Genomic DNA, 26,708 nt, shown 5'->3' with positions numbered 1-26,708 from the left:
ATGCCTTCGCGATCTTCCTGTTTAATTCCTTGATTCCACACCCGCTTTTTTCAATAGACTCGTTTTATCGACGGCATCGATTTGCTGTGGCTGTAAAAAGCTTTCCGCATAGCGCTGAAAAATATCCGCTTGAATGAAGAGCTCGAACAGTGGCGGATCAATGTGCTCGTCGACACACATCTGAGCCATGATCGATAGCGCCTCACTCAGGCTTTTACCTTTTTTGTAAGGCCGGTCGGCGGCGGTTAGCGCTTCAAAGATGTCAGCGATGGCCATCATTCGTGCGGCGATGCTCATTTCGGCGCGCTTCAAGCGTTTGGGATAACCTGTGCCGTCCATTTTTTCATGGTGGCCGCCGGCGATTTCTGCAACGCCTTTGAGGTGTGCAGGGAACGGTAGACGACTTAGCATCAGTATGGTTTGCACCATGTGATGGTTAATGATGTAGCGCTCCTCATGGGTTAACGTGCCACGACGAATGCTCAGGTTATACAGTTCGCCGTGATTGAATTTGTACCTAGGTACATCCAGTTTAAAACCCCAGGGGTTGTCAGCGGGTATATCTTCGGCCTCAGCCCGTTCGATAAGGTGCTCAGGCCGGTCTGCCAGCAAGGTCTCTCTTGCAGGTAGCGCCGTAACAGGCTGACGGGACTGGCGGTTGTTCTCCTCCCAGGAAACGCCGATTCTGTCGTCCAGCGTACGCATCCAGCTGCGGGCTGCAATTTGCTGCAAGCGATGTAAATCCGAATCGTCCATGGCCTCTGCCCCAAGATTACTGCAAGCGACAAAACTGAAGTCGTCATCGAGTTCGGTCAGTTCGACGTCCCGGGTAGTTGCCAGCTCAAGCGAGTCACCACCCATTGCCAGTCCTTGCCAATAGGTGATCCAGGCGTCGCGTTTCAGCACCTCGAAGCGAGTGCGAATTTCATGAATGCGGTTGTGTAAGGTTTCAAGCTTGGTGGCTTTGTCGACCACATATTCGGGCGTGGTGACTTTGCCGCAATCATGCAGCCACGCGGCGATATGCAAGGTTTCCCATTCGTCTTCGGTGGGGTGAAAGTCGAGAAATGCCGGTTGTTGGCTCGCAGCGGCGGCGCGTGCCAACATGAGCGTCAATACCGGAACGCGCTGGCAATGGCCGCCGGTGTATGGGCTTTTAGCGTCGATGGCACCGGCAATTAGCTGGATGAACGAATCCAGCAGCAGTTTTTGGCGCGCCTGAAGGCGTTGGCTTTCGATACATATTGCCGCCGCCCCGGAGACCGCCTCGGTGAATGCAACCCGCTCTGGGCTGATTTTCTCCAGATCCGAGCGGGTTCCGGTATCTGTATGGATCAGATTTAGAACACCGATAGTTTCTCCATGCTGATTGCTCAGGTGAATAGCCAGTAGATGAACTCTAGGCGCCTCGATGGCCTGCATCAAACCTTGCAGATCATCGGCTTGCTCGAAACCCAATGCGACTACGGTGCTGCTTTTGCCTGTAATTAGCTGTTGCAGCCAGCCTGGCAGTTGACGATTGTTTAAATCATGGGCGCCTATGCCGTAGCGCTGCGGTTCGTTTTGAACGCCGAGCACGATGAGGCCGCTAGGCTCCAGGTATCCGCTTTCGCTATTGACCAAGTAAATCAAACCCGCTTGGGCTTGATTGATCGTCACGGTCTCGCAGAGAAGCTTTTGCAGCAACGTATCGAAATGAGTTTCGGCAGACAGGCTGGCGGTGATTCGTAGAAAACTGACCAGCGTTGCCTTCATCCGCGCCATAGACAAAGACAGTTGGTCGACTTCCAGCACTAACGATCGATGACTGGCCGGATGAGTAAAATCGAAGCCGCGAATCGCATCGGCTTCGCTTACCAGTTCTCGTAACGGTTTGACCATGATGCGTGAAATCACCCAGCCGAGCGGCAAACACACCAGGAGGGTGGTCAATGCTACCAGCGCCCCTTGCCATCGCAGCCGGATGGCGTCAGCCAGCAGCTCATCTGCGGGCACTAACATCGCCATTTGCAACCCGGATGAACCTCCCTCACTTAGTGGACTATGGGCGACTATCCATTCGCGATTGCCTGCTGTCAGGCGTTTGGAGTAATCGACACCCAATTGAAATAACCGGTTAAGCGCCGGGCTTAGGTCTTTGGCTTTGGCAAGGTGGGCCGTACCGCTTTCGATAATCAACTTCGAACTGTCAGGGTAAGCCACAGCATTGCCATCATTGTCGAACACCACCACCTCGGTACTGGCGGTGGCCTTATGCTTGGCCAACGTTGCAGACAGCGCATCAAGCGACAGGTCTGCTGCGATAACACTATCTGTGCCGCTACGACGGGCCAACGTAGTGCCCAGCACGTGACTTGAAAAAAAGACATAGGGTTCGGTGGTGATCTGATCAGTGCCTTCGCGGGCTCGCTTAAACCACTCCCGGTCACGCGGGTCGAAGCGTTCCTTAGGGTTTTCGTGCTTGTTGATCAAGTGCAGTGCAGCGTCGAAAAACAGCGATTGCGACCGTGGCAAGGGGTTGCCGGTGATGTGTTCGATACTCCAAACCTGGTATGAAGCGTTCGCCGGTGACTGGACGGACTGTTTAGCGGTGTCAGTTCGCAAAGGTCGGACCATGAAGAAGTCGCCATTGTTATAGCCGAGGTACAACGAAGCCAGATTGGGATCGTCCTGCAATGCCTGTGTAAAGGGCTTGAGCAATGCCAGCCTTTGTTCCAGCGTGGTGGCGTAGTTTAAATCGTAGGCCGCCAACAAGCTGAGCAGTTGGCGGATCGGTTGATAAGTGCGATTGATATCGGCTTCCACATCTTGGGCGATAGCGCTGAACAGAGTCTCACTGCTGGAAAGAATGATCTGCGAAGTCTGCCGGTAATTGAAGATGCCCAATACGACACCGGTAAACAGTAGCAACACGGTAAACATGAGGCTGATATGAATATGCAGGGGGAGCCGGCGTTGGTCAGGCAGGAGGTTCCGAGGCATCGCAATTCTCTCCTTAGTCGTGCGCTGCATAATTTTTCAGCATAGCCAAGTGTCACGGACATCGCCCGAATAGTGGCTAAATGATGATTTTTCTGATTAATCCAACTGCTTGCCCATGGTTATCTCATACGGAATCAGTCCACAAGAATGATAAAGCGCCTGGGCCGCCTTATTGTGGGCGAAGACATTGAGCTCCAGACAATCGACATCGTTGGTGCGAGCCCAACACTCAAGCATGCTCATCACTTCAGTCGCGTGGCCGCGACGCTGCGCTCTTGGGTAGATTTCCAAGTCATAAATAAACAATGTCTTGGCACCGTATTCCATGTGGGTGCCGAACCAGAGCACGCCAATGGCTTCGCCTTCAGTGGAGTGCAACGTAAACAAGTAGTGATTCGGCGTGTTGACCCCCTGTGGAAGCAACGTGTCCATCAAGCAGCTTTGTTGCAATGGAGTCAGGTCGGGCGGTTGCTTGTAGGTCAGTTGAATATCGTTGGCATACCCGGCGCTGGAGTGCGCCGCATAGCCACGAAATTGCTCGGCATTCATCTCGATCCATTGGGTGGTCATGTTCAATTCCTTTTGTTGGGGCTTAATAAGCGTCTATCTGTTGCAGGTAAAGGTCGTGTTCCAGTTCTTTCATTGCGGCGTTAATCGCGTTTCGATGCCCTTCGATGATTGCCTCTGACGCCCCTTGAGCACAGGCGTCCTCTAACTTTTCGCAGTGTTCAATCACCTCTTGTGCCTGGATGATCATTGCTGCCCCTTTGATTTTATGGGCCATTTCACTGAGGCTTTGACGATTGTCAGTGTTCCCAATCGCCGCCAACTCCATGCGATCCTCTTGGCTGCTGCTGAGCAATTGCGCCAGTAAACGACGGATCATGTGCGGCTTGCCACCCGTCAAAGCCTGGATGCCCTCGACACTGAATGCCGCAGTGCCGGTTTTGATGGACGGTGCCGATGACTTCGAACGACCACCTGGTTTTACGTTGGCCAGTGCTTGATTGAGTTCGTTCAGGCTGACGGGTTTGAATAAACAACCATCCATTCCGGCATCCCGACAGCGTTGGTGCTCCTCAGATTGAGCATTGGCGGTAAAACCGAGAACGGTACAGGGCTCAAGCGCGAACTGCTGTTCATGGGTACGGATGGCGCGGGTCAGGTCATAACCATTCATAACCGGCATGTTGCAATCGGCCAGAACCAGATCGAACTGGCCATCAATCCAAACTTGTAGCCCATCCGCGCCATGTTCTGCCGACTGAAAAAGGTGCCCCAGAAAGCCTAGTTGTTGACACATCAATAGTCGGTTTGCTGGATGATCATCGACAATTAGAATGTTCAGCGGCGTGCTGATTTCAGCGATCTCATCTCGCCGTTGCGCGGGAGTATGGAGCGGTTCCAGGGTGGTCAGCGTCAAGGCAATCCGGACCAATGTGCCTTGACCTGGCTGGCTGCTCAAACTCAACTGTCCTCCCATCATTTCACACAGACTGCGGCAGATAACCAGCCCCAGTCCCGCGCCGCTTCTGGCCAAGTGCCCGGAATTATCAGCTTGAGCGAAGGGTTGAAACAATCGATGTTGATCTTCTTCAGTGATGCCAATTCCGCTGTCCTGGATCAGCAATTGCACATGCAATACATGAGCGTCGGAACGGTCCTCTACGATCACGCTTATTTTGACTTGGCCCTGCTCGGTGAACTTGATGGCATTACTGAGCAAGTTTGAAAGGATCTGCTTAAACCGTAATGGGTCGAGCAGAACGTCGACATTGATACGGCTATCGAGGTCGAGCAGCAGGTTCAGGCTTTTTTGTCGGGCGAGGCCGTCAAATACGCGTACCACCGACTCCACCAACTCGCGTAGATTCGCCCGTTCAGGACAGAGGCTCAGGCGGCCAGATTCAATCCGGGCGATATCTAGAATGTCACCAATCAACTCCAAAAGATCGCGGGCAGACGTGTAGGCCACCTCAATGGCAGGTCGGTCCAGATGACCTTGATCGGCCCTTTTTAGCGCAAGTTCGAGCATGCCAATGACCGCATTCATGGGCGTGCGAATTTCATGGCTCATGGTTGCCAGGAAGGTCGTTTTGGCTCGGCTGGCGGCGTCCGCCTGATCCTTGGCCCAGCTCAGGTCTTCCATCAATTGGCGGCGCTCGCTGATATCGATCCAGCCGCCGATGACGCCCTGGACTTCTCCGAGCGAATCGCGAAAAGGCAAAATCCAGTGGTAGATGGTGAGTTGCTGGTCGCCGATCTGCAATGCGCGATCAAGAATCAACGAAGTACCTTCCGCCATTACCCGATGATAATCAGCGGCGAACTCCCGCGCCTCGAATGCATTGCTCAACCCGCCGTCCATCACATTCTTGCCTATAACGTCTTCACGCTTAGCCGAAAATGCGGCCAGGTAGCTGTCGTTACAGGTTTGCAGCAACCCATCACGGTCACGGACATAAATAGGGTGCGGCGTGCCATTCAATAACGTACGCATGAATTCAAACTGATCATTTAATGCACGCTCAGCCACTTCGCGCTTTTTAATCTGGCGGCGCATGTAGGCATTCCACGCCAGTGAGCCCAGCAATAACAGCCCAGTGCCGATCACGATCTGATAAATCAGCTCATGGTAATTACGCCAATAACCGCCACTGGGAGGGACATAAGCCCGCCATCGGTTGTTGATTATTGCCAAATCCTCAGGAGCAATGCTGGAGAGCGCCTTGTCGAGAATCGAGCTGAGTTCTGTTGCATCACGTGCGGTGGCCATCGAAATACGGGCTTGGTCGTCACCGACCGTGGCGCTCATCTGCAATTTATCCTCGAACAATTGTGAGGACAAAAAATAGTTAGCACTGGGCAGCGAGACAACCGCGCCTTGGACTTGCTGCTGAGCAAGCATGTCCAAGGCCTGAAAAGGATTGTCTGTTTCCACCACCTGAATGCCAGGGTGTTCTCGCCGAATAAAGGGTAAGGTCGGACTGTCTTGAATAATAACCAGTCGTTTGCCGTCGAACTGATCCAGGCGAACTGGGCTATCAGGCTCTTGGCGAGTGACCAGAACGAATGACGTGTCCAGATACGGGCGAGTGAAGCTGAATCGGCTTTCCCGCTCATCGCTGGGGATCATTGTGCCAATGATATCCGCTTGACCTGCACTGACCTGTTTCATCATTTCGGCCATGCTTGGAACGCGTTTGACCTCGAAATTCAGCCCTGTCCGGAGTCTGATCAAATCAAGTACGTCAGCGGTAATTCCTCGAAAATTACCGCTGGCGTCCAGAAATGTGAGGGGCGCATAGGCCTCGTTAATGAGGACATGCGCCACTGGATGTTGTGCAATCCAGCGCTCTTCACGCTGGGTTAGTTGTAATTTTTGGTCCGTGAGGAGCAGATCGGTGCCCGCATTCCAACGTTTTGAAATACTTACCCGTTCGACGATAGGAATCGCTTTGAGCACTTTATTGACGATATCCAATAACTGGGTATCGTCGTCGCGCATGGCAAAACTGAAGCCGTCCGCCTCATGTTTACCAAAACTAGCCATCTGGACGTTGTTCAGATAGCCCTTGTTAATCAGGTAATGGGTTGAAATTGTATCGCCCAGAAAAACATCTGCCTGATTGAAAGCGACTGCATTGATCGCGCTTTGAAACGATGGGTAGATCTGCAAGAGCGCGTTGGGGTAGAGCGCTTTGACTTCCTCGCGCGGCAGATAGTGATAAACCATGCTTACCCGCATGCCTGCCAACCCCTCAGAAAGGGGGCGAGTTTCTCCCGTGCGGGTAACCAATACAGGTTGGTCAACGGCGTAGGGCAGGGACAGCGTGAGGTGCTTGCCTTGCGCTTCAAAACCATTTGCGCTTCCGAGCAGGTCAATCTGTCCTTCGGTTAAAGCCTCAATTGCCGCCTCTCTGGATTCAAAGCGCAAAACCTTAATCTGCATATCCAGTGCGTGAGCAAGAATGCCAGCGTAATCAGCCGTAAACCCTTCGTAATCGTGACCAGTGAGTGTCATGTCGAACGGCGGATAGTCGGGAGCTGAGGTCCCTAGCCTCAGCTCTCGTTTGTTTTGCAGCCATTGCCATTGCGCCCTGTCGAGCCGGGTATCCATATGGCTTGGGCTAGAGCGGCTTAACAGCCCGTAATTCTGAGGCACAGGATTGGCTGCCTGCGCGCTGACACTCAAGCACATGCAACCGAAAAGCTTCATATAGTCCATTAAGTGCTTCGACATCCGGTCTCTCACACTAGCGCGTTGCGTTTTGCCAGCTCGATAAGTTCTACCAGGGTTTTTACCCTGAGTTTTTGCATCAGGCGAGTTTTGTAGGTGCTGACGGTCTTATTGCTAAGAAACATTCCTTTGGCAATCTCCTTATTGGTTCTGCCTTGGGCGAACAGCTGCAATACCATGAGTTCGCGGTCGTTGACCAGTTTGAATAACTCTATTTCAGAAGGCGGTCCTTCTGCCCGAGATACAGGACTCAGAGCTTGGCTCGGAAAGTAATTGTAGCCCGATAATACGGCTCTTACCGAGCTGAGTAACTCACTCAAGTCTTCCTGCTTGCATACATAACCGGCAGCGCCTGATTGCATGCAACGTATAGCAAAAAGATTGGGGGTTTGCGCTGTCAAAACTAGAATTTTTGACGGCAAGTTCATTGCGTTGAAGCGAGCCAATACCTCCAGTCCGTCGAGCTTGGGGATACTGATGTCGAGGATGATCAGGTCTGGCAGGCATTCGCGGACCATTTGCATGGCATCAACGCCGTTATCCGTTTCTCCTACCACTTCATAATTTTCGTTTTCCAATAACATCCGGACCGCGAGGCGAATAACAGGATGATCGTCGATGATAAAAACCGAGTGCATAGTTAATTTCCATACAAGCAAAGAGTAAAGCGCGCACCTTAGCTTAGAAGCTTGGGTTGGCGCATGAACCTACAGGGCCGCTAAGTGGATATAGGAAGTTTCCTACAAAAATTAACGTACTTACGTACACAAATGCTCAAAATCCCTAAGGCGATGTTTAATTTCGGGTAGTCATATTGTGTGGATTCGATATTGAAAAACACCCGGTTTATAGCGTTTCGGAATTATCCTACAAATATTTAGGTATCAGCCTACATATAGGAGTTGTTTATTTTGGCAATCGCCTAGGCGCTGATAGATGAGCGGTTGTTGAAAGTGTTTATTCCGGCTGTTGACGCTATTTTGGCCGCCCATGGTAGTTCCCATCTGTGCTTGTCAGTAATTCGGTCAGGGCTTGAACCTGTAACGGTTTGCTTAAGCAACCGAGCAAGGGTAGGCGAAGCAATCGGGCTTCCTGCTCTAGCTCCAGGAGTTGCTCCTCACATAGTCCACTGAGCAATATCGCTCTGTGAATCAGGCCTTGTTGACTGGCCAATATGATTAGCTCCAGGCCTGTCAGGTCAGTCAAGCACTGGTCGCAAAGCAGTATATCGTAGGGCTCAGTGGTCGTTTCCATGGCCTGCATCGCTTCAGCAGCACTCAACACTGGGGTTAGCCTGAAATAACCTTGGTTGTTCAGGAGTATTTGAGTGGCAATCAGTTGGAAAGGGTGATCTTCGACTAGCAGGATGCGCAGGTTGGTTTTTGACATCAAAGTATTCCGAGCTAATTCGAGGGCGCGACATGCGCGTACCCACCAAGAGCAGTCGTTGCTCGTTAGCTTCAGGTACTTGATGGCCTGTCGGTATCGAATACGACCACTGCGTCTGGTTAATAATTCGCCCAGCCGGCGACGGCCAGGATTAGCTCGAATTATTCGGCAGCAGAGCTTATTGAGCGATAAGACGTTTCTGTTCTCGATGTAGGTCGTGTCTTTAATTGTAGGGCGGGGGAGCCTTATTAAAGATCGGCCGCCGGATGATTATGCGCGGAAACTGGGACACGCCTCATCCGGTCTCACCGCTCAAGAGGTTAAACCGGCCCTGATCGGCCGGTCATTTCACCTGCCATCTCACTGGCATAACTGTCGGTCATGCCTGCAATAAAGTCGATCATTCGCAGAAATGAGGTGTGTAGCGGCCAGCGGGGGGCAGGTGCATTGTTGCCGAGGAGGTCAAGAATACGTCGGTGTTTGAATGAGGGTGTACGACCACCAAATTGCTCAAGCGCCGCGCCGCAAAAAGCATTCAGTAAAACCTCAAGGGTGGTGTAGGCACCTATTTCATGCAGCGTCTTGCGCTTGTCCTGAAAGATTTTCTTTCGGGCCATGTCTTTGGCATCAAGGACACATCGCTTGGCGGGACCATGCATGTGCTCCACCAGATCGCCACTCAGGGTGCCGGCTAATAGTGCCTCCTGTTGTTCGACGAACGCGCGGGCAGCAGCGTTCGTCAGGTGTTCGATGGCTTTTCCGCGCAGAATGGCCAGCTTGCGCCGACGTGAATCGTTCGCCCCTAACTGGCGATAGGTTTCCGGAATATCATCACCCACCAATCCAAGAAGTAACGACTCGACTTCCGAATAGTCGAGCAAATCCATCTCCAGACCGTCTTCGAGGTCGATCAAGGCGTAACAGATGTCATCCGCTGCTTCCATCAGGTAAACCAATGGATGGCGCGCCCAGCGTTGCTCTTCGAGCTGTGGTAAGCCGAGTTTGTGCGCAATCTGTTCCAGAATGCTTAACTCGCTCTGATAGCAACCAAATTTGTGTTTTTTGTAACCCAGGGAGTCTGCATGTCGCGCGGTCCATGGGTACTTCAAGTAAGTGCCCAATGTTGCATACGTCAGCCGGGTTCCTCCGTCGAATTGATGATATTCCAGTTGAGTGAGTACCCTGAAACCTTGAGCATTACCTTCGAAATTTAAAAAATCATTGCGTTCAACTTCGCTCATGGCGTCTAACCAACCACGCCCGGCGGCCTGCAAGAACCAATGGCGAATGGCGTCTTCACCGGAATGGCCAAACGGTGGATTACCGATATCGTGAGCGAGGCAAGCCGATTGCACGACCATGCCAAGATCGCTGGGCTCACACCAGTCGGGCAGTGCATCACGAATGGTTTCGCCTACTCGCATGCCTAGCGAACGCCCGACGCAACTGACTTCCAGCGAGTGAGTCAAGCGCGTATGGATGTGATCGTTGCTGGTAACCGGATGGACCTGAGTCTTGCGGCCCAGGCGTCGAAACGCACCGGAGAAAATGATGCGGTCATGATCTTTATGGAACGGACTGCGGCCCAGTTCCTGAGGGCTGTGTACGGGTTTGCCAAGTCGCTCGCGGTTTAACAGGGTTTCCCAATCCAAGACCTTTACTCCACTTGTTGAATGCGCCTAGCTTCCCGGTTCGGTCGTTCAGCTGCAAGCGCTGGGAGAAGATCTCGCTGTACCCGGATGTCGGATTATCGCGCCGTAAGGGCGTGATAATGCTCATCGGGAGTCGCCTGTCATTCGAGTTACAACCCCGCAGCGTCAATATCGATCAACAGCAACCGCTGACCATTGTCAAAAAACTGTCCGGCAGTCAGGCAATACTGGTTACTTGTCGCGTCGCGATAGGTATTGGACATGTTCAACCGTCTGTCATCCCATCCTTCTGCCAGTAATTGATAAAAATAGGGGCGCCACGACCAGTTGTGACCCAAGTAACTGGCATCTGCTTGCCATGCGCCGTTGCGCCATTCCAAATTGGGCGTCAATTGAGTTCCGTGACGATCGCATTGGTAGAACCGCAGAAACCAGGGGTAGTCATGTAGTTGCGGTAGATCACTAATGGGGGCGAGACCTTCCGCCCAGCTTTGCAGCAGATTCATCAGTTTGCTCAATTGCAGACGTAACGTCATGAGTCGTGCGCGCTCTTCCACCTTTTTCAGTACATAGCGGTCACGCAGTTCGCCGAATCGCCTGACAAACGCGTCGGTAGGGAAGAAATCCAACTCGCCTTTGGCAAATAGAAAACCTTGTACGTACCGTGACCCGCACTCCAAGGCAAAATCCAATTCAGCATCGGTTTCCACGCCTTCGGCGATAATCCAGCATCCAGTCTTTTCAGCCATTTGCGCCAGCGCTTTTACCACATCGCTACTTGGCCCCCCCCTCGCGGCGGCCTGAAACAGACGCATGTCTAGTTTCAAAATGTCTGGTTGTAACGCCAGCACCCGATCCAGCTGGGAATAGCCTGCGCCAAAATCGTCGATAGCAATACGTGCGCCCGCTTCTCGATATTGTGCGACGACGCTGGCCAAGCGCTGACTGTCGCCGACTAGCTCTGTGATCTCGAAGACAATGCGCTGCGGTGACACACCACGACGCTGCAATTGTTTAAGACTAGGTAACGGCTGACCTGGCCGCAATCGGCTGATCCAGCGTGGCGAAATATTCAGGCTCAAAAACCAGTCGGCAGGGACTTCATGCAAGCGGCTTAGAGCATTGTCGCGAATGGCACGATCAAGGCGGCGAAGAATGGCTGGAGAAATTCTGGGGTCAGCGAATAACGGTCCGACTGATAGCAGCTGACCATCAGGTTGAAGCAGGCGACCCAAGGCTTCGACACCGGCAATTCGGCCTGTTGCGGTATCGATGAACGGCTGAAAACAGGCTAGCGGTTGCCCATCGATCACGGAACCTCCTTAGTGGGTCCAAAAAAGGGTCCGCCGAATGGGCAGGACCCGTCACCTCATGGCGAGCCATAAGGTGATCAAGTAGGTAACGCTTAGCAAGAATGCAGCCAGAAAGAGCAATTAGCGTTTGGGCGGTGAACCCTGTAATACCAGTTTTATCAACGGCATAAGAGTGGTGCCCAGCTTGACTAGGCGAGAGACGCTATTGAGGCCACCAGCTTTAGTTCCCTTGCCGCCGAGGAAACCGAGTAAGGCGACAATGCCCATGCCCCAGAGCGGAGCATGTTTAATTCCAAGTACGCCTTGCCAATCTTGACTCATACCGCGTACTCGACGCAGGGGTTGCAGCAATTGGCCCGTCTCGTGACGAATTTCCTGGCGGTGCATTTCCATCCGTAAACGGATCAGCGCCTTGCGAAGTTCACGTCGAGAATTAGGTTGCGCTTCAATTAGGCTCATGGCATCAGTCGCTCGCGGTCATTGGCCAATTCTTCTAGGGTTGCGTTAAACGGCGATGACTCATCAAAAATCGCCGATTTTAGTCGCATGCCGCAGAAGGCCGCGGCTAAGGTGTAAAAAACACACAAACCCATAATGCCGGCGAGCCGGTAGGTGTCCCACACCAATATCAGTACGAGCGCCGACAAACCAATGAAGAGCAATAATGCAAACACCAGCGCCAAGCCAGCAAACAGGAACAGGCTGACAGTGCGTGACTTTTGCTCTTGCAGTTCAATGCCGAACAGTTCGACATGGCTGTGCATTAAGCCCAGAAACGCAGCACCCAAGCGCCGCGGAGTAGATATAGGGTCCGCCGGTGGTGGACCTGATTCCGTACCCAAAGCCATCGCCGTCAGCGCCTGGTAGCCAGAAGACCCAGCAAGAACCCAACGCCAGCTGCAATGCCAACGGATTGCCATGGATTGCTCTGGACATAGTCTTCAGTGGCCACCACCGCCGCCATGCCGCGTTCGCGCAGGGATTCCTCGGTTAGTTTCAGTGTTTCCCGCGCCTTTAACAGGCTTTCGTGTATCTGACCCCGCAACTCGTCAGCCTGATCACCCGCCAACGTCGCGGTGTGTGCCAGCAGCTTTTCCGTGTCACTGACCAACGTCTGAAAGTCAGCCATCAGTATTTCCTGAGCGTTCTGCGCTGTAGTGCGGGCCATGGTTATCTCCGTTTGGTGGCTTCTGGTGCTTCGAGTCTAACCGTTTACTGAAGGTTCATTTCAATCGCAAGCCTCTAACTCAGCATGGGTGGGTATCGGACTTGCTTTTCATTGGTGCGCCATGAAGCGCTAACGCGCTTAATAAGGGCAAAGGCCATGGCAATATGACCCAGACCTGATGCTCCCACTGAAAATTTTTTAGAAAATCCCAATAGTAAGAACGACAGCCTGATTTACTCGCGCCCATTTCATACACACTAAAATACCCGGGAGACAAGACAGCTCAGTTTTGTTGCGTATCAATGACCACCGATCTGTTTTGGTGCTTTTCGAGAAAATATTTTTTTTGCATTACGCTCCATGGACGGGATCAGCCTATGAACGAATTATCGGCAGTGCGCGGGCATGCTTGCGGCCTTACTGGGTGGCTTCCTCGTTTATGGCGGGATCAAGCTGGTGACAGGGCTGCGCTTGGGTCAGGGGAAAGGAGCACTACGGCGCCGACCTGTCGACCCACAAAATCGGGTCGGCGAGTCCGGATTGAATTGGGAATTTGAGCTCGACTCACTTATTAACACGGGCCTAAAATAGCGCCTCTACAATCCTTCTACATCTCTGTTTAAAGGTGTATCCATGCCTCCTGAATGCCAGCTATTGGGCACCCTCGGGTGTCACTTGTGTGAAGTCGCCGAAGCAGAACTGCTGCCGTTGGTGGAGCACGGTTTGATGGTCGAGCTGATCGACATCGGTGAAACTGAAGCGTTGTTCGAAGACTACGGGCTGCGCATTCCGGTGCTTAGGCGTATCGATACCGGTGCCGAGCTCGATTGGCCTTTCGATGCCGAGCAGGTTGTGGTTTTTCTTCGTTAGACCTTCGTAGGGATAGTGAATAGCCAACTGTAACGGCTATTTTGCGACATTCTTGCACAAGCACTTGGTCTGCAATCTCTGATTCGTTAGCTGTACGTATATACAGTTTGGCGAATTTTTTCTATGCTGTTCGCCATTCCGACACCCGCGTCGTGAGTGCGGCATTCGCGCGTTGTCGAGCTGTCCTGCACTGCTAACGGCTATGGCTCGGCACTTGACAGCGCAGCCCAATCGCGATTGAACGAATGTAAGAACACACAGAGAGCAACAGCATGGTCAATGTTGAACAATTGAAAAATAGCGTGAATCGCATGTCGACCGAAGTGGTTAGCGAAGCTGTGCTTGAGCTACGCATGGACGGTTTGGTTACTGAAGGGAAAACCCCCTTTACCAAAGTGCATTTCAACACCTGTTTCGCAGAAATCGAAGCGTTGTTTCAGCGTGCCGGGTATCACCGTCAGCTGGATGTGGTCGGTTATCAGGGCTTGTTGTATGCGTTGTACGACCCCGCGCGCTGGGAAGCGGTGGATGTGTTGCGTTGGTTGAAAGAGTTTACCGAAGCCGCCGCAGCGCAAAGCCCCGTTTTAGCCCGGTGCTGAAAGCCTGGCGATGGTGCGGCTATTAGATTTTAGGTCAACCGTTGCGCGATAATGCGCAACCGGCCAGTTAAGGGCCGCCTGCTGCTGAGCCCATTTTATGTCCGAGTCAAATTTTTCCCCCGCTCACGCTCAGGCCAGTACTCTTTACTTGCCTGCGGGGCCTTGGGGCACGGTTCTGGAGTGTTTGTGCGCGCACTTTTCGGCAATCAGTCACGAGCAATGGCTGGATCGCATCGCCAGGGGCAGAGTGCTGGACGCCAACGGCTTGCCTATCAGCTTGGCCCTATCCTACAAAGAAGGCCTGCGTATTCACTATTTTCGTGAAGTCCTGAACGAAACACCTATCCCGGTGCTGGAGAATATTCTGTATGCCGATGAGCACTTGGTGGTGGCGGACAAGCCGCACTTTCTACCGGTGACTCCTGCAGGTGAGTATGTGGAGCAAACGCTACTGCGACGGTTGATTCGCCGATTGGATAACCCCAACCTGGTTCCCCTTCATCGAATTGACCGCCACACGGCGGGTCTTGTGTTGTTTTCGGCGAACAAGAACAGCCGCTCAGCGTATCAGTCGTTGTTTCCGACCCGCCAAATCAATAAGCGTTATGAAGCTATTGCGCGGGCGCTGCCTGAAGTTGAATTTCCACAGGTGCATACAAGTCGTTTGGTAGCCGCAGAGCCATTTTTTCGAATGCGCGAAGCTGAGGGCACGAGTAATACCGAAACGCGTATCGAGGTCAGTGAACGCAATGGCGAATTTTGGCGTTATGGCTTGTACCCGGTGACGGGCAAGAAGCATCAATTACGCGTGCACATGGCCGCATTGGGTGCACCCATCTGTAATGACCCGTTTTATCCAGAAGTCGTTAAAACGGTCGAGGATGACTTCAACCAACCTTTGAAGCTCTTGGCCCAAGGCTTGCGCTTTATCGATCCATTATCCGGGGACATTCGGTTCTTCGAGACCGGTATTGAGCTGAAGTGGTGAGAGCACAAGCTGCATTCCGCTGTGGCGATGCCACTATTTAGTGAATTGTGTTGAACGAAAGTGCATTGGTTATCGGGTTGCTGTTACTTTGATGGCATATGAAAAAACAGCAGCCTTCTGTGCCGCCGGTCCATAGTGATCTGCGTGCCGCTACTTCTCACCTGCATCGACGCCTTGATGCACGTTTACCTTTTTTCACCACTGACATCGCCGTGTATCGGCGCATTATGCAGGCCTACTACGGGTTCTATTTGCCCTTCGAAACCCTGCTTGCCGCGTCCGCGTCGACCATACCGGGCATGGGCTGGGCACAACGGCTTAAGACTCCAATTTTAAAGCAGGATTTACTCGCGCTTGGATTGACCTTTGGGGAGATTGACGCGCTGCCATTGTGCAAAATTCTACCGGGGGTTGAAACACAGGCTCAAGCGCTAGGTGCGCTGTATGTCGTGGAGGGTGCGACGTTGGGTGGTCAGGTGTTACGGGGCATTATCAAAGCGAAGGTTGGCGTCGAATCCGCTACGGGTGGGGCATTCATGGACGTCTATGGCGCTGAGACCAGAAATTTATGGCAAGGTTTTTTAACTTGTCTTTCGTGCATACAAGAACCTGAAGACATTGCACAAACCGTAGCAACAGCCCAACAAACGTTTATCTGCTTCGAAGGATGGCTAGAGCAATCAGATGTGTTGCAATGACCCGTTTGAAACGACCGTTGGCAGAGGCGTTTTTAATCCACATGGGCCATGTCGAACCCTCAGCGGCCGTTGTTAGTTCATAGCGAGCCGGGCAGGTCAGTGCTTTTGCTTGAGCACTGAGGTCGCACTAACGCAAAAAAAAACCCGCACATGGCGGGTTTTTCAATGTTTCGGGCGATGTACCAAAGACCCGAACGCTCAGATGGTCGGGGAGACAGGATTCGAACCTGCGGCCTTCTCGTCCCGAACGAGACGCGCTACCGGGCTGCGCTACACCCCGAAATACCGGCCCGCCTAACTGACCTTCCGGGTCAGTTGCGTCGTTTCACTTGCAGCACAAGTCACAAGCGATACTGTCAAAAATTGAACTGTTGAACCTATAACTCTTTAACGGTCCGAACCTGGTCTTTGTTCACCCGGGTCTCTTTGCCATCTAGCTGCTTAAATTCATAGAAGCCGGTGTCTTCATCGAATTTTGGCTTATCAACAGCCTGGATTTCGCGACCGTCATTTAGAGTGATTACCGTAGGAGAAGCACAGCCGGCCAGGCTGGCCACGCTCAGTGCGAGCAGGAAGGCGGCAGTTAGGGTCCGTTGAGTCATTACAAGTCTCCGTGAGGGAATGCTTTTTGGGTTCGAGCTTACGAGCTTGAGACGTATACATTACCGGCAAGTTCCCTGGAGGGTGCAATGAGTATTCAATCGTCGGCATAACAACCGGTGGGCCTGATAATTTAACGCTGTGATATAACACTTGGCTGTTCCCCTCTCTCTGGATTGAGCCTATGAAAGCGAAGGCTGATACACCTTTTGTTCCTTTGAATATCGCGGTATTGACGGTCAGTGACACCCGTACCCGTGAAACCGATACGTCAGGTCAAGTGTTTGTTGATCGTCTGACTGAAGCGGGTCACAGCTTGATCGAACGTATATTGCTCAAGGACGACCTGTACAAAATTCGTGCTCAGGTAGCGACCTGGATTGCCGATGATGACGTTCAGGTTGTGTTGATTACGGGTGGCACCGGCTTTACCGGGCGCGATAGCACGCCGGAGGCGGTGGGTTGCTTGCTGGATAAAAAAGTCAATGGCTTTGGTGAGTTGTTTCGACAGATATCCAGGGACGATATTGGTAGCTCAACTGTGCAATCCCGTGCGTTAGCCGGGTTGGCCAATGGCACTTTGGTGTGCTGCCTGCCGGGTTCAACCAACGCGTGTCGCACCGGCTGGGACGGTATCCTGGCCGAGCAATTGGATTCACGTCATCGCCCGTGTAATTTCGTTACCCATCTCAAGCAGGCTGAGCCCTGCGAAACCCGTGGGTAAATCGACATGAAAAGCACTGAAGCCCGGCCGTTGATGCCAGTCGAAGTTGCCATTGTGCGCTTGCTGGAGATGGCTGACGCAACGCCTATCCTTGAGTGTGAGCTAGTTTCATTGGCCAATGCGCAGGGGCGGGTGCTGGCTGACGAATTGGTTTCTACTCTGGATTTACCTCCATGGCCCAACAGCGCCATGGACGGTTATGCACTCAGGGTGTCTGATTGGACAGGTGAGCCATTGCCGGTCAGCCAGCGGATCTTTGCCGGGCAAGCCCCAAGCCCGTTATCCCCTGGCACCTGCGCCCGCATATTCACAGGCGCACCGGTTCCGGCGGGTGCCAATTGTGTGGAGATGCAGGAAAACGCCGAAGTGTTAGCTGATCAGCGGGTGCGGTTCATCCAGCCACTGAGCGCTGAACAAAACATCCGACCGCAAGGCCAGGAAACGACTGTCGGCGAGCAAGTGCTGACGGCAGGTACGCGCATGGGGCCCATTGAATTGGGCCTTGCAGCCTCGTTAGGCTTGGCGCATCTGAACGTTGTCCGTCGTGTGCGAGTGGCGGTGTTATCTACCGGTGACGAGCTTGTCGAGCCTGGGCTTCCATTGGCACCAGGGCAAATCTACAACAGTAATCGGGTGCTGCTGTGTAGTTGGCTGCAGCGCCTGGGTTGTGAAGTGGTAGACGCAGGGATCTTGCCAGACGATCTCGAGAAAACCCGAACTGCACTGGGAAGCCTCAGCCATGTAGATTTGATCCTGTCGACGGGCGGCGTGTCGGTGGGCGAAGCGGACTTTCTCGGGCACGCCTTGCGAGAAGACGGTGAGTTGTCATTGTGGAAATTGGCGATAAAACCGGGTAAACCCCTAACCTTTGGCCATTTTCAAGGCATTCCGGTAATCGGCCTACCAGGCAATCCGGCTTCGACATTGGTGACCTTTGCGCTCCTTGCCCGGCCTTATCTGCTGCGCCGCCAAGGTGTGACGGATGTGGCCCCGCTGCAATTTTTGGTGCCTGCCGGCTTCACTTGGAACAAGCCCGGTGAGCGACGAGAATACCTGCGCGGACGAATGGAGCACGGACGAGCGGTGTATTACCGCAACCAAAGTTCGGGTGTTTTGCGCAGCGCGGCTTGGGCTGATGGACTAATCGAAGTACGAGAAGGCACGACGGTTGCTGAAGGTGATTGGTTGAATTTCATCCCGTTAAGTGAGGTTTTTGCCTGAGCCGGCGTTGACTAACCATCACGACTGGCTCCTGCCAATCGCAGCTTTTGACTGCGTCTACACACTGGTGCCATTCACAATCCTTTCTGAGCGAAGTTGTTCGCGAGGTATCGTGACTGACACCACACACCTTCCGCTAGCACGTTAGCTAAAAAGGTGATGCACATGCAGCAGACGGTTGGCGCAAGCCATCTCTCCGGTTAGTCCTTCGCCGATTCTTCATCCATCCGATCAGCTTCGAAGAGTTTCGCCAACTCAGCTCTGGCTTCACGCGCGGTTTGCATGACTTTAGCAGCGTCGTCATACACCAGATGCTGCGCATTAAGTACTTGTTCATCGTGGTGTTTGAATCGGTTTATTCGCGCGTCGGCCTGAATCTGGCTAAGGCCTAAACCGACCAGCGTGCGACGGCTCATTTCCAGGCTGGAATAGAAGGTTTCGCGCACAGCCTGCGCACCGACATCCATCAAACGATGCACGTGCTGGCGGTTACGTGCTCTGGCGATGATTTTCATTTTTGGGTATAACTTGCGTACTAATTCGGCGGTCTTGATATTTGTGTCAGGGTCGTCGGTAGCGATGATAAAAAATTCCGCTTGATCGACCTTGGCAGCGCGCAAGATCTCCGGGCGCAGCGGGTCGCCATAAAAAACCGGCATATGCCCAAAGCTTCGCGAGAACTCGATGGACTCCACGGAGGTGTCCAGCGCGACAAAAGATATTTTTTGAGCGCGTAATATCCGGGCAATGATTTGCCCCATGCGGCCCATACCCGCGATCACCACGCGGGGAGCATCGCTTTCGATATCGCGATATTTTTCCGGCACGACTTGCGCGACGACTTTTCGTTTAAGCAGGTGTGAAACCAGCAGTAATAATATCGGCGTCAGGGCCATGGACAGGGTAATGGTCAATACTAGAGTGTCGTACAACCGAGGCTCGAACAGTCCTTGATCGCGGCCGATCTTAAACACTACGAAAGCAAACTCACCGCCGGCTGCCAACACCACACCCAGGCGAAGTGCACTTTGCTGATTAAGGTCACCCGCCAATCGACCGATACAAAATAACAGCGGTAACTTCAGTAACATCAACAACAGCATCAAACCCAGTACCACACCGGGAACTCTAAACAACAGCTCAATGTTGGCGCCCATGCCGACGCTGATGAAAAACAGTCCAAGCAATAAGCCCTTGAACGGCTCAATCTGGGACTCTAATTCGTGGCGATATTCAGAATCAGCCAGCAGTAATCCGGCGAGGAATGCCCCGAGGGCCATGGAAACGCCCACCAAACTCATCAACCACGCAGTACCGATGACCACCAGCAAAGCGGTAGCGGTTGATACTTCCTGCAAGCCGGTTTTGGCCACGATGCGAAATACCGGCGTCAACAGATAACGCCCGCCGATCACCAGAATCACAATACTCCCTGCTACCTGCAGACCGTGGGTGAGATTGTCAGCATGACTAGCGTGGTCGTTGACTCCGGCGAGGAACGGCACCATTGCGATCAATGGAATAGCCGCGATGTCCTGAAACAGCAGAATGGCGAAGGCCAGGCGTCCGTGAGGGCTGTTGAGCTCTTTGCGCTCGGCTAGGCTTTGCAGTCCAAACGCGGTGGACGACAACGCCAATCCAAGTCCCAACACCACCGCGCTATTGAACGGCTGGTCGAAAGCGAATAACGCGACGCTGCCGATCGCCAAGCCGGTTACTAGCACTTGTGCCAACCCGACGCCAAACACCGACTTGCGCATCACCCACAAACGCCGAGGCGACAATTCAAGCCCGATGATAAACAACAGCAATACAACGCCCAACTCGGAAATATCGCTGACACTTTGCGGATTATCGATAAGCCCCAATACCGAAGGCCCGATGATTACCCCGGCAAACAAATAACCCAGCACTGCACCTAACTGCAGGCGTTTAGCTAAGGGAACGGTCACAACTGCGGCAAGCAGAAACACAACAGCGGCTTGCAGCAGGTTACCTTCGTGGGGCATTGGTGACTCCTTTGAGGCATGTTGTCGTAAAACGGGGGGGCATTAGAGCACGAAGGTTTATCCTTTTTGTTGCGGCACCACACTGATACGGGTCAGCCAACTGACTTTTTACAAAGGCAATTACAGCCGTCTGAGTGAGCAGAAACCCCCTCTGGCGCGCAGGTCAAAAAGTATACGAAGTAATTCCTGTCGCATTGGTCTATGCCGCAGTGAGTACGGCCGCCGGCACTCGTGATGAAAACTCCGAGATCGCCACTGAGGCAGGCTTTTTAAAGCTCAAAGCGCAGTAAATTAAAGCGATCGTGCCACACCAGACTATCAGCGGTACCATGGGCGAGCATTTGCGCAGTTGCAGATGATTTCTACGCACATTCAGGAATCCGTAATGACCAACAAACAGCGCTTGTCGTATTCGATTGTGATCGCCCTGGTGGTACTTGCGATCATGCTGGGCTTGTCACACCTGCAAAATACCGGTGCGATCACGGAAAAAACCTTTCAGTACATCGCCATAGCCGTGGCAGTCGTAGTGGTTGTTATCAACGGTTTCATGCGCCGCAAAGTAAAGTTCTGAGCTTAAATAGGCAGGTCAAGGGAGTTACGGATGAGTATTCGGATCGATGTGTCGCAAAGCCCAGGTGAAACTGAATACTTGGCGATTCTAAAACCGTTGCGGGCTTACAATTTTTCTCAAGCGGGCGATGCCAAGCCTGAGCGATTCGCACTGCTGATTCGCGACGAGCAGAGCGATGAAATCATTGGCGGCCTGTACGGACGAAGTTTATACAGCTGGCTGTTTGTCGAGTTGCTGGCTGTGCCCGAGCAATGTCGAGGGCAGGGTATGGGGTCGCGCCTGATGCACATGGCCGAAGACCACGCGCGCAGTCAAGACTGCATAGGCATATGGCTGGACACCTTCAGCTTTCAAGCTCCCGAGTTTTACCGCAAACACGGGTTCGTCGAGTTCGCTAAAGTTGAAGACTTTCCGCCCGGACACCAGCGTTTCTTTTTTCAAAAGCGCCTGAACTCGTCTGCGGTGGTCAGCTAAGTAGCAATATTTAGTGTGGGATAAAACACAGCTCAAATTTTCGCACCCACTGCGCTGGCCGCAAGCAGGAACGAAGCTATTACTCCCACCAGGGCGAAGGCTTGTTGCAGACGAGGGCCAGCGAGACGATGGGCGATTTGTCTGCCGCCGATTAGTCCCACGATCGCACCGAGGGCAAAGGGGATCCCTGCCTCCCAATACATCACCCCGGCCAGTGTGGCGGTGGTTACGCTGCCTATCGACACTAGTGCGATGACGGCAAGCGAGGTGGCTACGATACTTTTCATCTCAAGGTTGGAATATCGCGTTAGCGCCGGAATGATGACAAATCCACCACCCACCCCTAGCAGTCCCGATAGCAGCCCACACAGTAGGCCGGTGAACGTCAAGGCGCGTGCGCAGGGCAAGGTCCAACGCAGTCTGCCTTGAAGCGGATTAAGCACGCACGGCAATGCCGCGGCTCGAGGCGCGGGTGCACCATGGCGAATTTCGCGAATGGCTTTTCGCAGCATTCGAAGACTGGAGTAGAGCAACACTGCAGAAAACACCAACGCCAGCGGCTGATTAGATACGCGGTGGGCGATATAAAAGCCCACCGGGGCCGCGAGGATGCCAATTCCGGAGATGAAAGCCGCTGCACGGTATCGGACGATGCCCTGACGTAAGCCTAGGATTGCGCCCAAGGCCGCGGCCAAGCCAACGGCTAACAACCCGACCGGCGCAGCTTGCACCATGGACAGGCCGAGGCCAAATACCAGAACCGGAACAGCAAGAATTCCCCCGCCAGCGCCGGTCAGAGCCAGAACAGCTCCAATGACCGCACCTAGCGCCGCGCCCAGTAGATCATGCTCCATCATTTTTCGTGCTCGGTATCTGATTTAAAGGGCGCCGCCAGCCATTCATGGCCTTTGAGCATGCAATGCCAATATAACGGCGGCAGCAGTCGCTCTTTCAAAAACCAGGCCAGACGAGAAGGTTTTAGACCATTGATGAACCATGGCGCAAAGGTAGGGGCCAAGGTGCCACCGTAGGTAAACTCCGCCAACACGATCTTGCCGCGCTCAACGGTCAGCGGGCATGAACCGTAACCATCGTAGATGGCCAAGGAACGCCTGCGACCTAACGCCACCAGCACATTGTGTGCAACGACCGGCGCCTGTTTGCGCGCGGCCGCCATGGTTTTGGCGTTACTGGTATTGGTCACATCGCCAAGCCCATGGACATTGGCGTACTGGCGATGAGTCAAGGTAGCAGGGTCTACATCGACCCAGCCGGCCTTATCGGCGAGCGGGCTGTTGCGAATGAAGTCTGGCGCAATTTGCGGTGGGACCACATGCAGCAGGTCGAAAGGTTCAACCACCGTCTCAGTATTCCCATCGGGACTAGTGCGCTTGAATGTCGCCAGCTTGCCTGGCCCGTCGACAGCCACTAGCGTGTGCGTGAATTTGAGTTCGACTGCGTATTTCTGCATGTACACCATCAGTGCGGGTACATAGTCAGCGACACCAAAGAGGGTGGCGCCAGCTGAATAAAAGTGAGTGTTGATCTGAGATTGAAGACCGTTTTTGCGCCAGTAGTCGCACGACAAGTACAAGGCTTTTTGTGGCGCACCTGCGCACTTGATCGGCATTGGCGGCTGGGTAAACAGTGCCCTGCCATGCTTCAGTGCCTTTACCAGTTGCCAGGTGTAGGGCGCTAGATCGTAGCGGTAATTGGACGTTACACCGTTGGCGCCCAAGGTTTCAGTTAACCCCGGTATGGCCGCCCAATCGAGCTTCAGTCCAGGGCAGACAATCAGTTGTTGATAGCCGATGAGCTGACCGTTTTCCAGCACGACGGTATTGGTCTTGGGTTCAAAAGCGACGACGGCGGCTTTGATCCACAGCACGTCGTCAGGTATCACTGAGGCCATTGCGCGAACGGTGGATTTGACATGAAAAATTCCGCCCCCGACCATCGTCCAACCCGGTTGGTAGTAGTGCAGATCCGCAGGGTCGATGATCGCGATGTCGACGGACGGGTCTCTGGCTTTCAAGCTCGACGCCGTCGCAATACCCGCCGAGCCCGCGCCGATGATCAGTATCTGGTGCTGCACAAAGGTATCGTGGGGAGGTGATTTGGTCGCTGTCTCGCTGGTGATAATTGCTGATTTTCCAAGGGCGTTAATAGGGATTTTCAGGTACTGAATGCCGTTTGCTTCTGGTTCCGGCAGATGGCCGCTGCGCATGTTGACCTGCACCGATGGCAGGATCAAAACCGGCATCTCCAGCGTGGCATCGCGTGCCTCCCGCATCTTCACGAAGTCGTCTTCAGCGATGCCTTCTCCGACGTGGATATTGTTAGAGCGCTGATCTGCCACAGTGGTCATGAACGCGATGGGCCTGCCGTTAGGGCAGTAGTCATGGCACATTAAAATGCGTGTGTCGGAGGGTAATGTGAGAATTTTTTTGATCGAGCGAAACAACGTTCTAGCATCTCCCTCCGGGAAGTCGCAGCGAGCGGTGCCGTAGTCGGGCATGAATAAGGTGTCACCGACGAAGGCTAGCGAGCTGCCTTCGCTTTGAACAAGGTAGGTCATGCAGGCAGGCGTGTGCCCTGGTGTATGCATCGCTCTCGCGTCGAGCGTTCCGATCGTGAAGGTGTCGTCGTCATTGAGCAGTACGTCAAATTGGCTGCCGTCGTGTTTGAAGCCTTCACCCGAATTGAACAGCTCGCCAAATACCTGCTGAACCCGCTTGATGTGACTGCCAATGGTGATTTTTCCGCCCAGCTTGTCTTTCAAGTAGGTCGCTGCGGAAAGGTGATCTGCATGCACATGGGTCTCCAGTATCCACTCCACTGAAGCGCCCAGTTCAAGCACGCGCGCCATCAAGCGGTCCGCCGCTTGGGTATTTGTGTGACCCGACTTTGGGTCGTAACCTAGAACGCTGTCGACTAACGCACAGCGTAGTGTTGACCGATCAACCAGCAAGTAGCTGAAGGTAGAGGTTGTTTCATCTAGAAATTCTTCTAGAAGGATCTTCTCACCAATAATCATGTGCATCTCCGAAGGCGTGATGTCAGCACAGGCCGACAGTCTGGAATTTGCGTCTGATTGACTGCGTTGCTTTTGCCACTATGCCACTTGGTCGGTATCTTAGCGCGGCAGTGAGCAGTGAGCAGTGAGAGTCGACGTCGCGAATGAGATTGGTTACTGTCCGCATCAACTTGTTCCACGCCAGATTCCATTTTGACTTCGCCGATGCCCACATCCTCTAACGACCCTGCCATCACCCGATCCTGCTGCAGGCGTTGCATGAATCGATGCGATGCTCCGTCGCCTGTCCGACAAGGCTAGGCACGCTTTCCTGTTGGGGTGCTTGCGGCTCTGCCGCCAGACATAATCGCCGGTCAGGTTGACGTGTTCCCAGCCCAACGGCGACAGGCATTGAAACAGGTCGGTGTTCACCGGCTTTCCGGCGTCAGTCAGCCCTTGGGTTGCCCGCTCCAGATAGACCGTGTTCCATAGCACAATGGCGGAGGTCACCAGGTTCAGGCTGCTGGCCCGATAGCGTTGCTGCTCGAAGCTCCGATCCCTGATTTCACCGAAACGGTTGAAGAACACCGCCCTGGCCAAGGCATTGCGAGCCTCTTCCTTGTTCAAACCTGCATGCACGCGACGACGCATTTGAAGGTGTAGTAGCGGATCAGGTCGTCCTGGCTTTCCGGCAGCGCAAGCAGCGTGTCGCGCTCAGAGGCCGAGAGTATCGAGCGACGGGACATGTATCAGTCATCCATGCGTAGGTACTGGTAGAGGGTTTCCCTACTTATACCGAACTCACGGGCTAATTGGGCTTTCGGCTCGCCGGCAGCGACCCGTTGACGGACTGCGACGGTCTGTTCGTCAGACAGAGCTTTCTTGCGGCCCCGGTAAGCGCCACGTTGCTTGGCCAGGGCGATTCCCTCGCGCTGTCGCTCGCGAATTAGCGCTCGCTCGAACTCGGCGAAGGCTCCCATGACCGATAACATCAGGTTGGCCATGGGTGAGTCCTCGCCGGTAAACGTCAGGCTCTCCTTAAGAAACTCGATACGCACACCGCGCTTGGTCAGCTTTTTGTACCAAGCGCCGAAGGTCATCTAGGTTGCGCGCCAAGCGATCCATGCTGTGAACCACAACGGTGTCACCCTCGCGAACGAAGCCGAGCATGGCCTCCAGTTGCGGACGCTGGGTATCCTTGCCAGAGGCTTTGTCGGTGAACAGCTTGTTCACCTCGGTTTGTTCCAGTTGGCGTTCCGGGTTTTGGTCGTAACTGCTGACCCGGACATAGCCGATACGTTGTCCCTGCAAGGTTCCTCCCTAGATTGGTGGTTACTGGCCGGAGGCGGTATTCGCCGATTTTAGGCTACGCAGTGCGAGGCCGTGACCGTTGAGAGCCATCGATGGCAATGCCATAAAAAGCCCTCTTTCTCTTCAGCGTGCGTTTGAAGACCATTGTCCAGCAGGGTTTCAGGGCTTCAAGTGTCAATTTTTTTGAAAAAGCACTCTAATCTGACATGGTTGCATAACTCAATCTGACATCAGGTTAGGGTATAGCCCAACCTGACAACAAGCTTGACGACGCGTGATTATTCACTATGATTTAGGTTGAATCGAAATAAATCAGGATTAACCACATATGGCAACCACCGCCAAAACCCGATCCGTCACAGCTCACGTTCCGGTGCAACTGGCGGAAAAAGTCGATTTGATGGCTGAGCGTCTGGAGCGCTCCAAGAACTGGATCGTCAAGCAAGCTCTGTCCGCTTGGATAGACCAAGAAGAAGAGCGTAGTCGCCTGACCCGTGAGGCTTTGGCTGATGTTGACGCTGGACGCGTTATTGACCACCAAGCCGTCCAGGCCTGGGCTGACAGTCTCAGCACCGACACTCCGTTGCCGGTGCCGCGCTGATGGAATTGAAGTGGACAAGCAAGGCGCTTTCCGACATTACCCGGCTATACGAGTTTCTGGCCTCGGTGAATCAACCTGCTGCCGCACGAGCAGTGCAGGAACTCACCACCGCACCTACCACGCTGCTGACCAATCCGCGCATTGGAGAACGCCTGGAGGAATTCGAGCCAAGGGACGTACGCCGAATTCAGATCGGCCAATACGAGATGCGTTACGAGATCGCGGATTCCACTATCTACCTGCTGCGCCTGTGGCACACCCGCGAAGACCGATAGAGGA

General features: G+C 53.5%; 25 protein-coding genes, 1 tRNA gene and 4 pseudogenes. 11 read left to right on the top strand and 19 right to left on the bottom strand.

From position 1 onward, the window contains the following. Nucleotides 1–21: 21 nt before the first annotated feature. The 10 genes from QN378_RS07100 to QN378_RS07055 all read right to left on the bottom strand — a co-directional run bounded on the left by QN378_RS07100 (nucleotide 22) and on the right by QN378_RS07055 (nucleotide 12,744). Nucleotides 22–2,982 (bottom strand): HD domain-containing phosphohydrolase, encoded by a 2,961-nt coding sequence (locus QN378_RS07100; RefSeq protein WP_322203651.1) that lies wholly within the window; start codon nucleotides 2,980–2,982, stop codon nucleotides 22–24. Nucleotides 2,983–3,078: 96 nt separating this feature from the next. Then, nucleotides 3,079–3,552, bottom strand: coding sequence for a GNAT family N-acetyltransferase (locus QN378_RS07095; RefSeq protein WP_322203650.1), 474 nt, complete (start codon nucleotides 3,550–3,552; stop codon nucleotides 3,079–3,081). 22 nt (nucleotides 3,553–3,574) lie between these two features. Beyond that, nucleotides 3,575–7,225: a transporter substrate-binding domain-containing protein gene (locus tag QN378_RS07090; protein WP_407074127.1), complete on the bottom strand. Its 3,651-nt coding sequence runs from the start codon at nucleotides 7,223–7,225 to the stop codon at nucleotides 3,575–3,577. An 8-nt stretch (nucleotides 7,226–7,233) separates the two neighbouring features. Beyond that, complete coding sequence (locus tag QN378_RS07085) at nucleotides 7,234–7,860, bottom strand: response regulator transcription factor (RefSeq protein ID WP_322203648.1); 627 nt, start codon at nucleotides 7,858–7,860, stop codon at nucleotides 7,234–7,236. A 337-nt stretch (nucleotides 7,861–8,197) separates the two neighbouring features. Continuing rightward, the gene (locus tag QN378_RS07080) at nucleotides 8,198–8,611 is read right to left on the bottom strand and encodes a response regulator (RefSeq protein WP_322203647.1); all 414 of its coding nucleotides are present in this window, start codon (nucleotides 8,609–8,611) and stop codon (nucleotides 8,198–8,200) included. Nucleotides 8,612–8,931: 320 nt separating this feature from the next. After that, nucleotides 8,932–10,263, bottom strand: a complete 1,332-nt coding sequence (locus tag QN378_RS07075; protein WP_323546600.1) for a deoxyguanosinetriphosphate triphosphohydrolase — start codon at nucleotides 10,261–10,263, stop codon at nucleotides 8,932–8,934. 149 nt (nucleotides 10,264–10,412) lie between these two features. Beyond that, complete coding sequence (locus QN378_RS07070) at nucleotides 10,413–11,576, bottom strand: EAL domain-containing protein (RefSeq protein ID WP_322203645.1); 1,164 nt, start codon at nucleotides 11,574–11,576, stop codon at nucleotides 10,413–10,415. 120 nt (nucleotides 11,577–11,696) lie between these two features. Next, nucleotides 11,697–12,035, bottom strand: a complete 339-nt coding sequence (locus QN378_RS07065) for a hypothetical protein (RefSeq protein ID WP_322203644.1) — start codon at nucleotides 12,033–12,035, stop codon at nucleotides 11,697–11,699. Continuing rightward, on the bottom strand, nucleotides 12,032–12,424 hold the full coding sequence (locus tag QN378_RS07060) for a phage holin family protein (protein ID WP_322203642.1): 393 nt from the start codon (nucleotides 12,422–12,424) through the stop codon (nucleotides 12,032–12,034). Before QN378_RS07060 ends, QN378_RS07065 begins: the two co-directional genes overlap by 4 nt. Before the next feature lie 5 nt (nucleotides 12,425–12,429). Beyond that, entirely contained in the window at nucleotides 12,430–12,744 is a 315-nt protein-coding gene (locus tag QN378_RS07055; RefSeq protein WP_322203640.1) for a YqjD family protein, read from the bottom strand. 633 nt (nucleotides 12,745–13,377) lie between these two features. Between QN378_RS07055 and QN378_RS07045 the strand changes: the two genes are divergently transcribed. From QN378_RS07045 to QN378_RS07030, 4 genes are all read left to right on the top strand, one after another. After that, nucleotides 13,378–13,614 carry a glutaredoxin family protein gene (locus QN378_RS07045; RefSeq protein WP_322203638.1) on the top strand — a complete coding sequence of 79 codons (237 nt, stop codon included), beginning with the start codon at nucleotides 13,378–13,380 and terminating at the stop codon, nucleotides 13,612–13,614. Nucleotides 13,615–13,886: 272 nt separating this feature from the next. Continuing rightward, nucleotides 13,887–14,213, top strand: a complete 327-nt coding sequence (locus tag QN378_RS07040) for a transcriptional regulator (RefSeq protein WP_322203636.1) — start codon at nucleotides 13,887–13,889, stop codon at nucleotides 14,211–14,213. 97 nt (nucleotides 14,214–14,310) lie between these two features. Continuing rightward, a complete protein-coding gene (locus QN378_RS07035; protein WP_322203634.1) occupies nucleotides 14,311–15,201 on the top strand; it encodes a pseudouridine synthase in 891 nt (296 codons plus the stop codon). Between the two features lie 98 nt (nucleotides 15,202–15,299). Next, nucleotides 15,300–15,899, top strand: coding sequence for a biliverdin-producing heme oxygenase (locus tag QN378_RS07030; protein WP_323546602.1), 600 nt, complete (start codon nucleotides 15,300–15,302; stop codon nucleotides 15,897–15,899). 203 nt (nucleotides 15,900–16,102) lie between these two features. On the opposite strand, the gene QN378_RS07025 is transcribed toward QN378_RS07030, so the two are convergent. Together QN378_RS07025 and QN378_RS07020 are read right to left on the bottom strand one after the other, a co-directional pair. Further along, nucleotides 16,103–16,179 (bottom strand) — tRNA-Pro (locus QN378_RS07025). A gap of 97 nt (nucleotides 16,180–16,276) precedes the next feature. Further along, a complete protein-coding gene (locus QN378_RS07020; protein ID WP_322203630.1) occupies nucleotides 16,277–16,501 on the bottom strand; it encodes a YgdI/YgdR family lipoprotein in 225 nt (74 codons plus the stop codon). A gap of 182 nt (nucleotides 16,502–16,683) precedes the next feature. Between QN378_RS07020 and moaB the strand changes: the two genes are divergently transcribed. Then, nucleotides 16,684–17,223 (top strand): molybdenum cofactor biosynthesis protein B, encoded by a 540-nt coding sequence (gene moaB, locus QN378_RS07015; RefSeq protein ID WP_322203628.1) that lies wholly within the window; start codon nucleotides 16,684–16,686, stop codon nucleotides 17,221–17,223. A gap of 6 nt (nucleotides 17,224–17,229) precedes the next feature. Beyond that, nucleotides 17,230–18,444, top strand: coding sequence for a gephyrin-like molybdotransferase Glp (gene glp / locus QN378_RS07010; protein ID WP_323546603.1), 1,215 nt, complete (start codon nucleotides 17,230–17,232; stop codon nucleotides 18,442–18,444). A gap of 200 nt (nucleotides 18,445–18,644) precedes the next feature. Here the strand turns inward: glp and QN378_RS07005 are convergent, their stop codons facing one another. After that, nucleotides 18,645–20,453 (bottom strand): monovalent cation:proton antiporter-2 (CPA2) family protein, encoded by a 1,809-nt coding sequence (locus tag QN378_RS07005; protein ID WP_323546605.1) that lies wholly within the window; start codon nucleotides 20,451–20,453, stop codon nucleotides 18,645–18,647. A gap of 161 nt (nucleotides 20,454–20,614) precedes the next feature. Here QN378_RS07005 and QN378_RS07000 point away from each other — a divergent pair. From QN378_RS07000 to QN378_RS06990, 3 genes and pseudogenes are all read left to right on the top strand, one after another. Further along, nucleotides 20,615–20,725: pseudogene (locus tag QN378_RS07000) on the top strand (DUF3313 domain-containing protein); the annotation flags it as partial. Between the two features lie 113 nt (nucleotides 20,726–20,838). Then, nucleotides 20,839–21,027 carry a hypothetical protein gene (locus tag QN378_RS06995; RefSeq protein WP_322203622.1) on the top strand — a complete coding sequence of 63 codons (189 nt, stop codon included), beginning with the start codon at nucleotides 20,839–20,841 and terminating at the stop codon, nucleotides 21,025–21,027. 30 nt (nucleotides 21,028–21,057) lie between these two features. After that, nucleotides 21,058–21,501 (top strand): GNAT family N-acetyltransferase, encoded by a 444-nt coding sequence (locus tag QN378_RS06990; RefSeq protein ID WP_322203620.1) that lies wholly within the window; start codon nucleotides 21,058–21,060, stop codon nucleotides 21,499–21,501. A 32-nt stretch (nucleotides 21,502–21,533) separates the two neighbouring features. On the opposite strand, the gene QN378_RS06985 is transcribed toward QN378_RS06990, so the two are convergent. The 6 genes and pseudogenes from QN378_RS06985 to QN378_RS06960 all read right to left on the bottom strand — a co-directional run bounded on the left by QN378_RS06985 (nucleotide 21,534) and on the right by QN378_RS06960 (nucleotide 25,828). Continuing rightward, nucleotides 21,534–22,358, bottom strand: a complete 825-nt coding sequence (locus QN378_RS06985) for a sulfite exporter TauE/SafE family protein (protein ID WP_322203618.1) — start codon at nucleotides 22,356–22,358, stop codon at nucleotides 21,534–21,536. Then, nucleotides 22,355–23,596, bottom strand: a complete 1,242-nt coding sequence (locus QN378_RS06980; RefSeq protein ID WP_322206869.1) for an FAD/NAD(P)-binding oxidoreductase — start codon at nucleotides 23,594–23,596, stop codon at nucleotides 22,355–22,357. The genes QN378_RS06985 and QN378_RS06980 overlap by 4 nt, the downstream gene beginning before the upstream one ends. Nucleotides 23,597–23,914: 318 nt before the next feature. Continuing rightward, nucleotides 23,915–24,538 (bottom strand): annotated as a pseudogene (locus tag QN378_RS06975) (MBL fold metallo-hydrolase); the annotation flags it as partial. Between the two features lie 321 nt (nucleotides 24,539–24,859). Beyond that, nucleotides 24,860–25,168: pseudogene (locus QN378_RS06970) on the bottom strand (Tn3 family transposase); the annotation flags it as partial. Then, nucleotides 25,141–25,263 carry a hypothetical protein gene (locus tag QN378_RS06965; RefSeq protein WP_322203616.1) on the bottom strand — a complete coding sequence of 41 codons (123 nt, stop codon included), beginning with the start codon at nucleotides 25,261–25,263 and terminating at the stop codon, nucleotides 25,141–25,143. The pseudogene QN378_RS06970 and the gene QN378_RS06965, both read right to left, overlap by 28 nt. Nucleotides 25,264–25,266: 3 nt before the next feature. Further along, nucleotides 25,267–25,828 (bottom strand): annotated as a pseudogene (locus tag QN378_RS06960) (recombinase family protein). 328 nt (nucleotides 25,829–26,156) lie between these two features. Here QN378_RS06960 and QN378_RS06955 point away from each other — a divergent pair. Next, nucleotides 26,157–26,429 (top strand): CopG family ribbon-helix-helix protein, encoded by a 273-nt coding sequence (locus QN378_RS06955; RefSeq protein ID WP_015060662.1) that lies wholly within the window; start codon nucleotides 26,157–26,159, stop codon nucleotides 26,427–26,429. Then, nucleotides 26,429–26,704, top strand: coding sequence for a type II toxin-antitoxin system RelE/ParE family toxin (locus QN378_RS06950; protein WP_322203602.1), 276 nt, complete (start codon nucleotides 26,429–26,431; stop codon nucleotides 26,702–26,704). The genes QN378_RS06955 and QN378_RS06950 overlap by 1 nt, the downstream gene beginning before the upstream one ends. Nucleotides 26,705–26,708 lie beyond the last annotated feature (4 nt).

Source organism: Pseudomonas sp. 10S5 (genome assembly GCF_035019745.1).
Taxonomy (GTDB): Bacteria; Pseudomonadota; Gammaproteobacteria; order Pseudomonadales; family Pseudomonadaceae; genus Aquipseudomonas.
The sequence above is the reverse complement of the archived record's forward strand: the minus strand, read 5'-3'. Positions and strand labels throughout refer to the sequence as shown.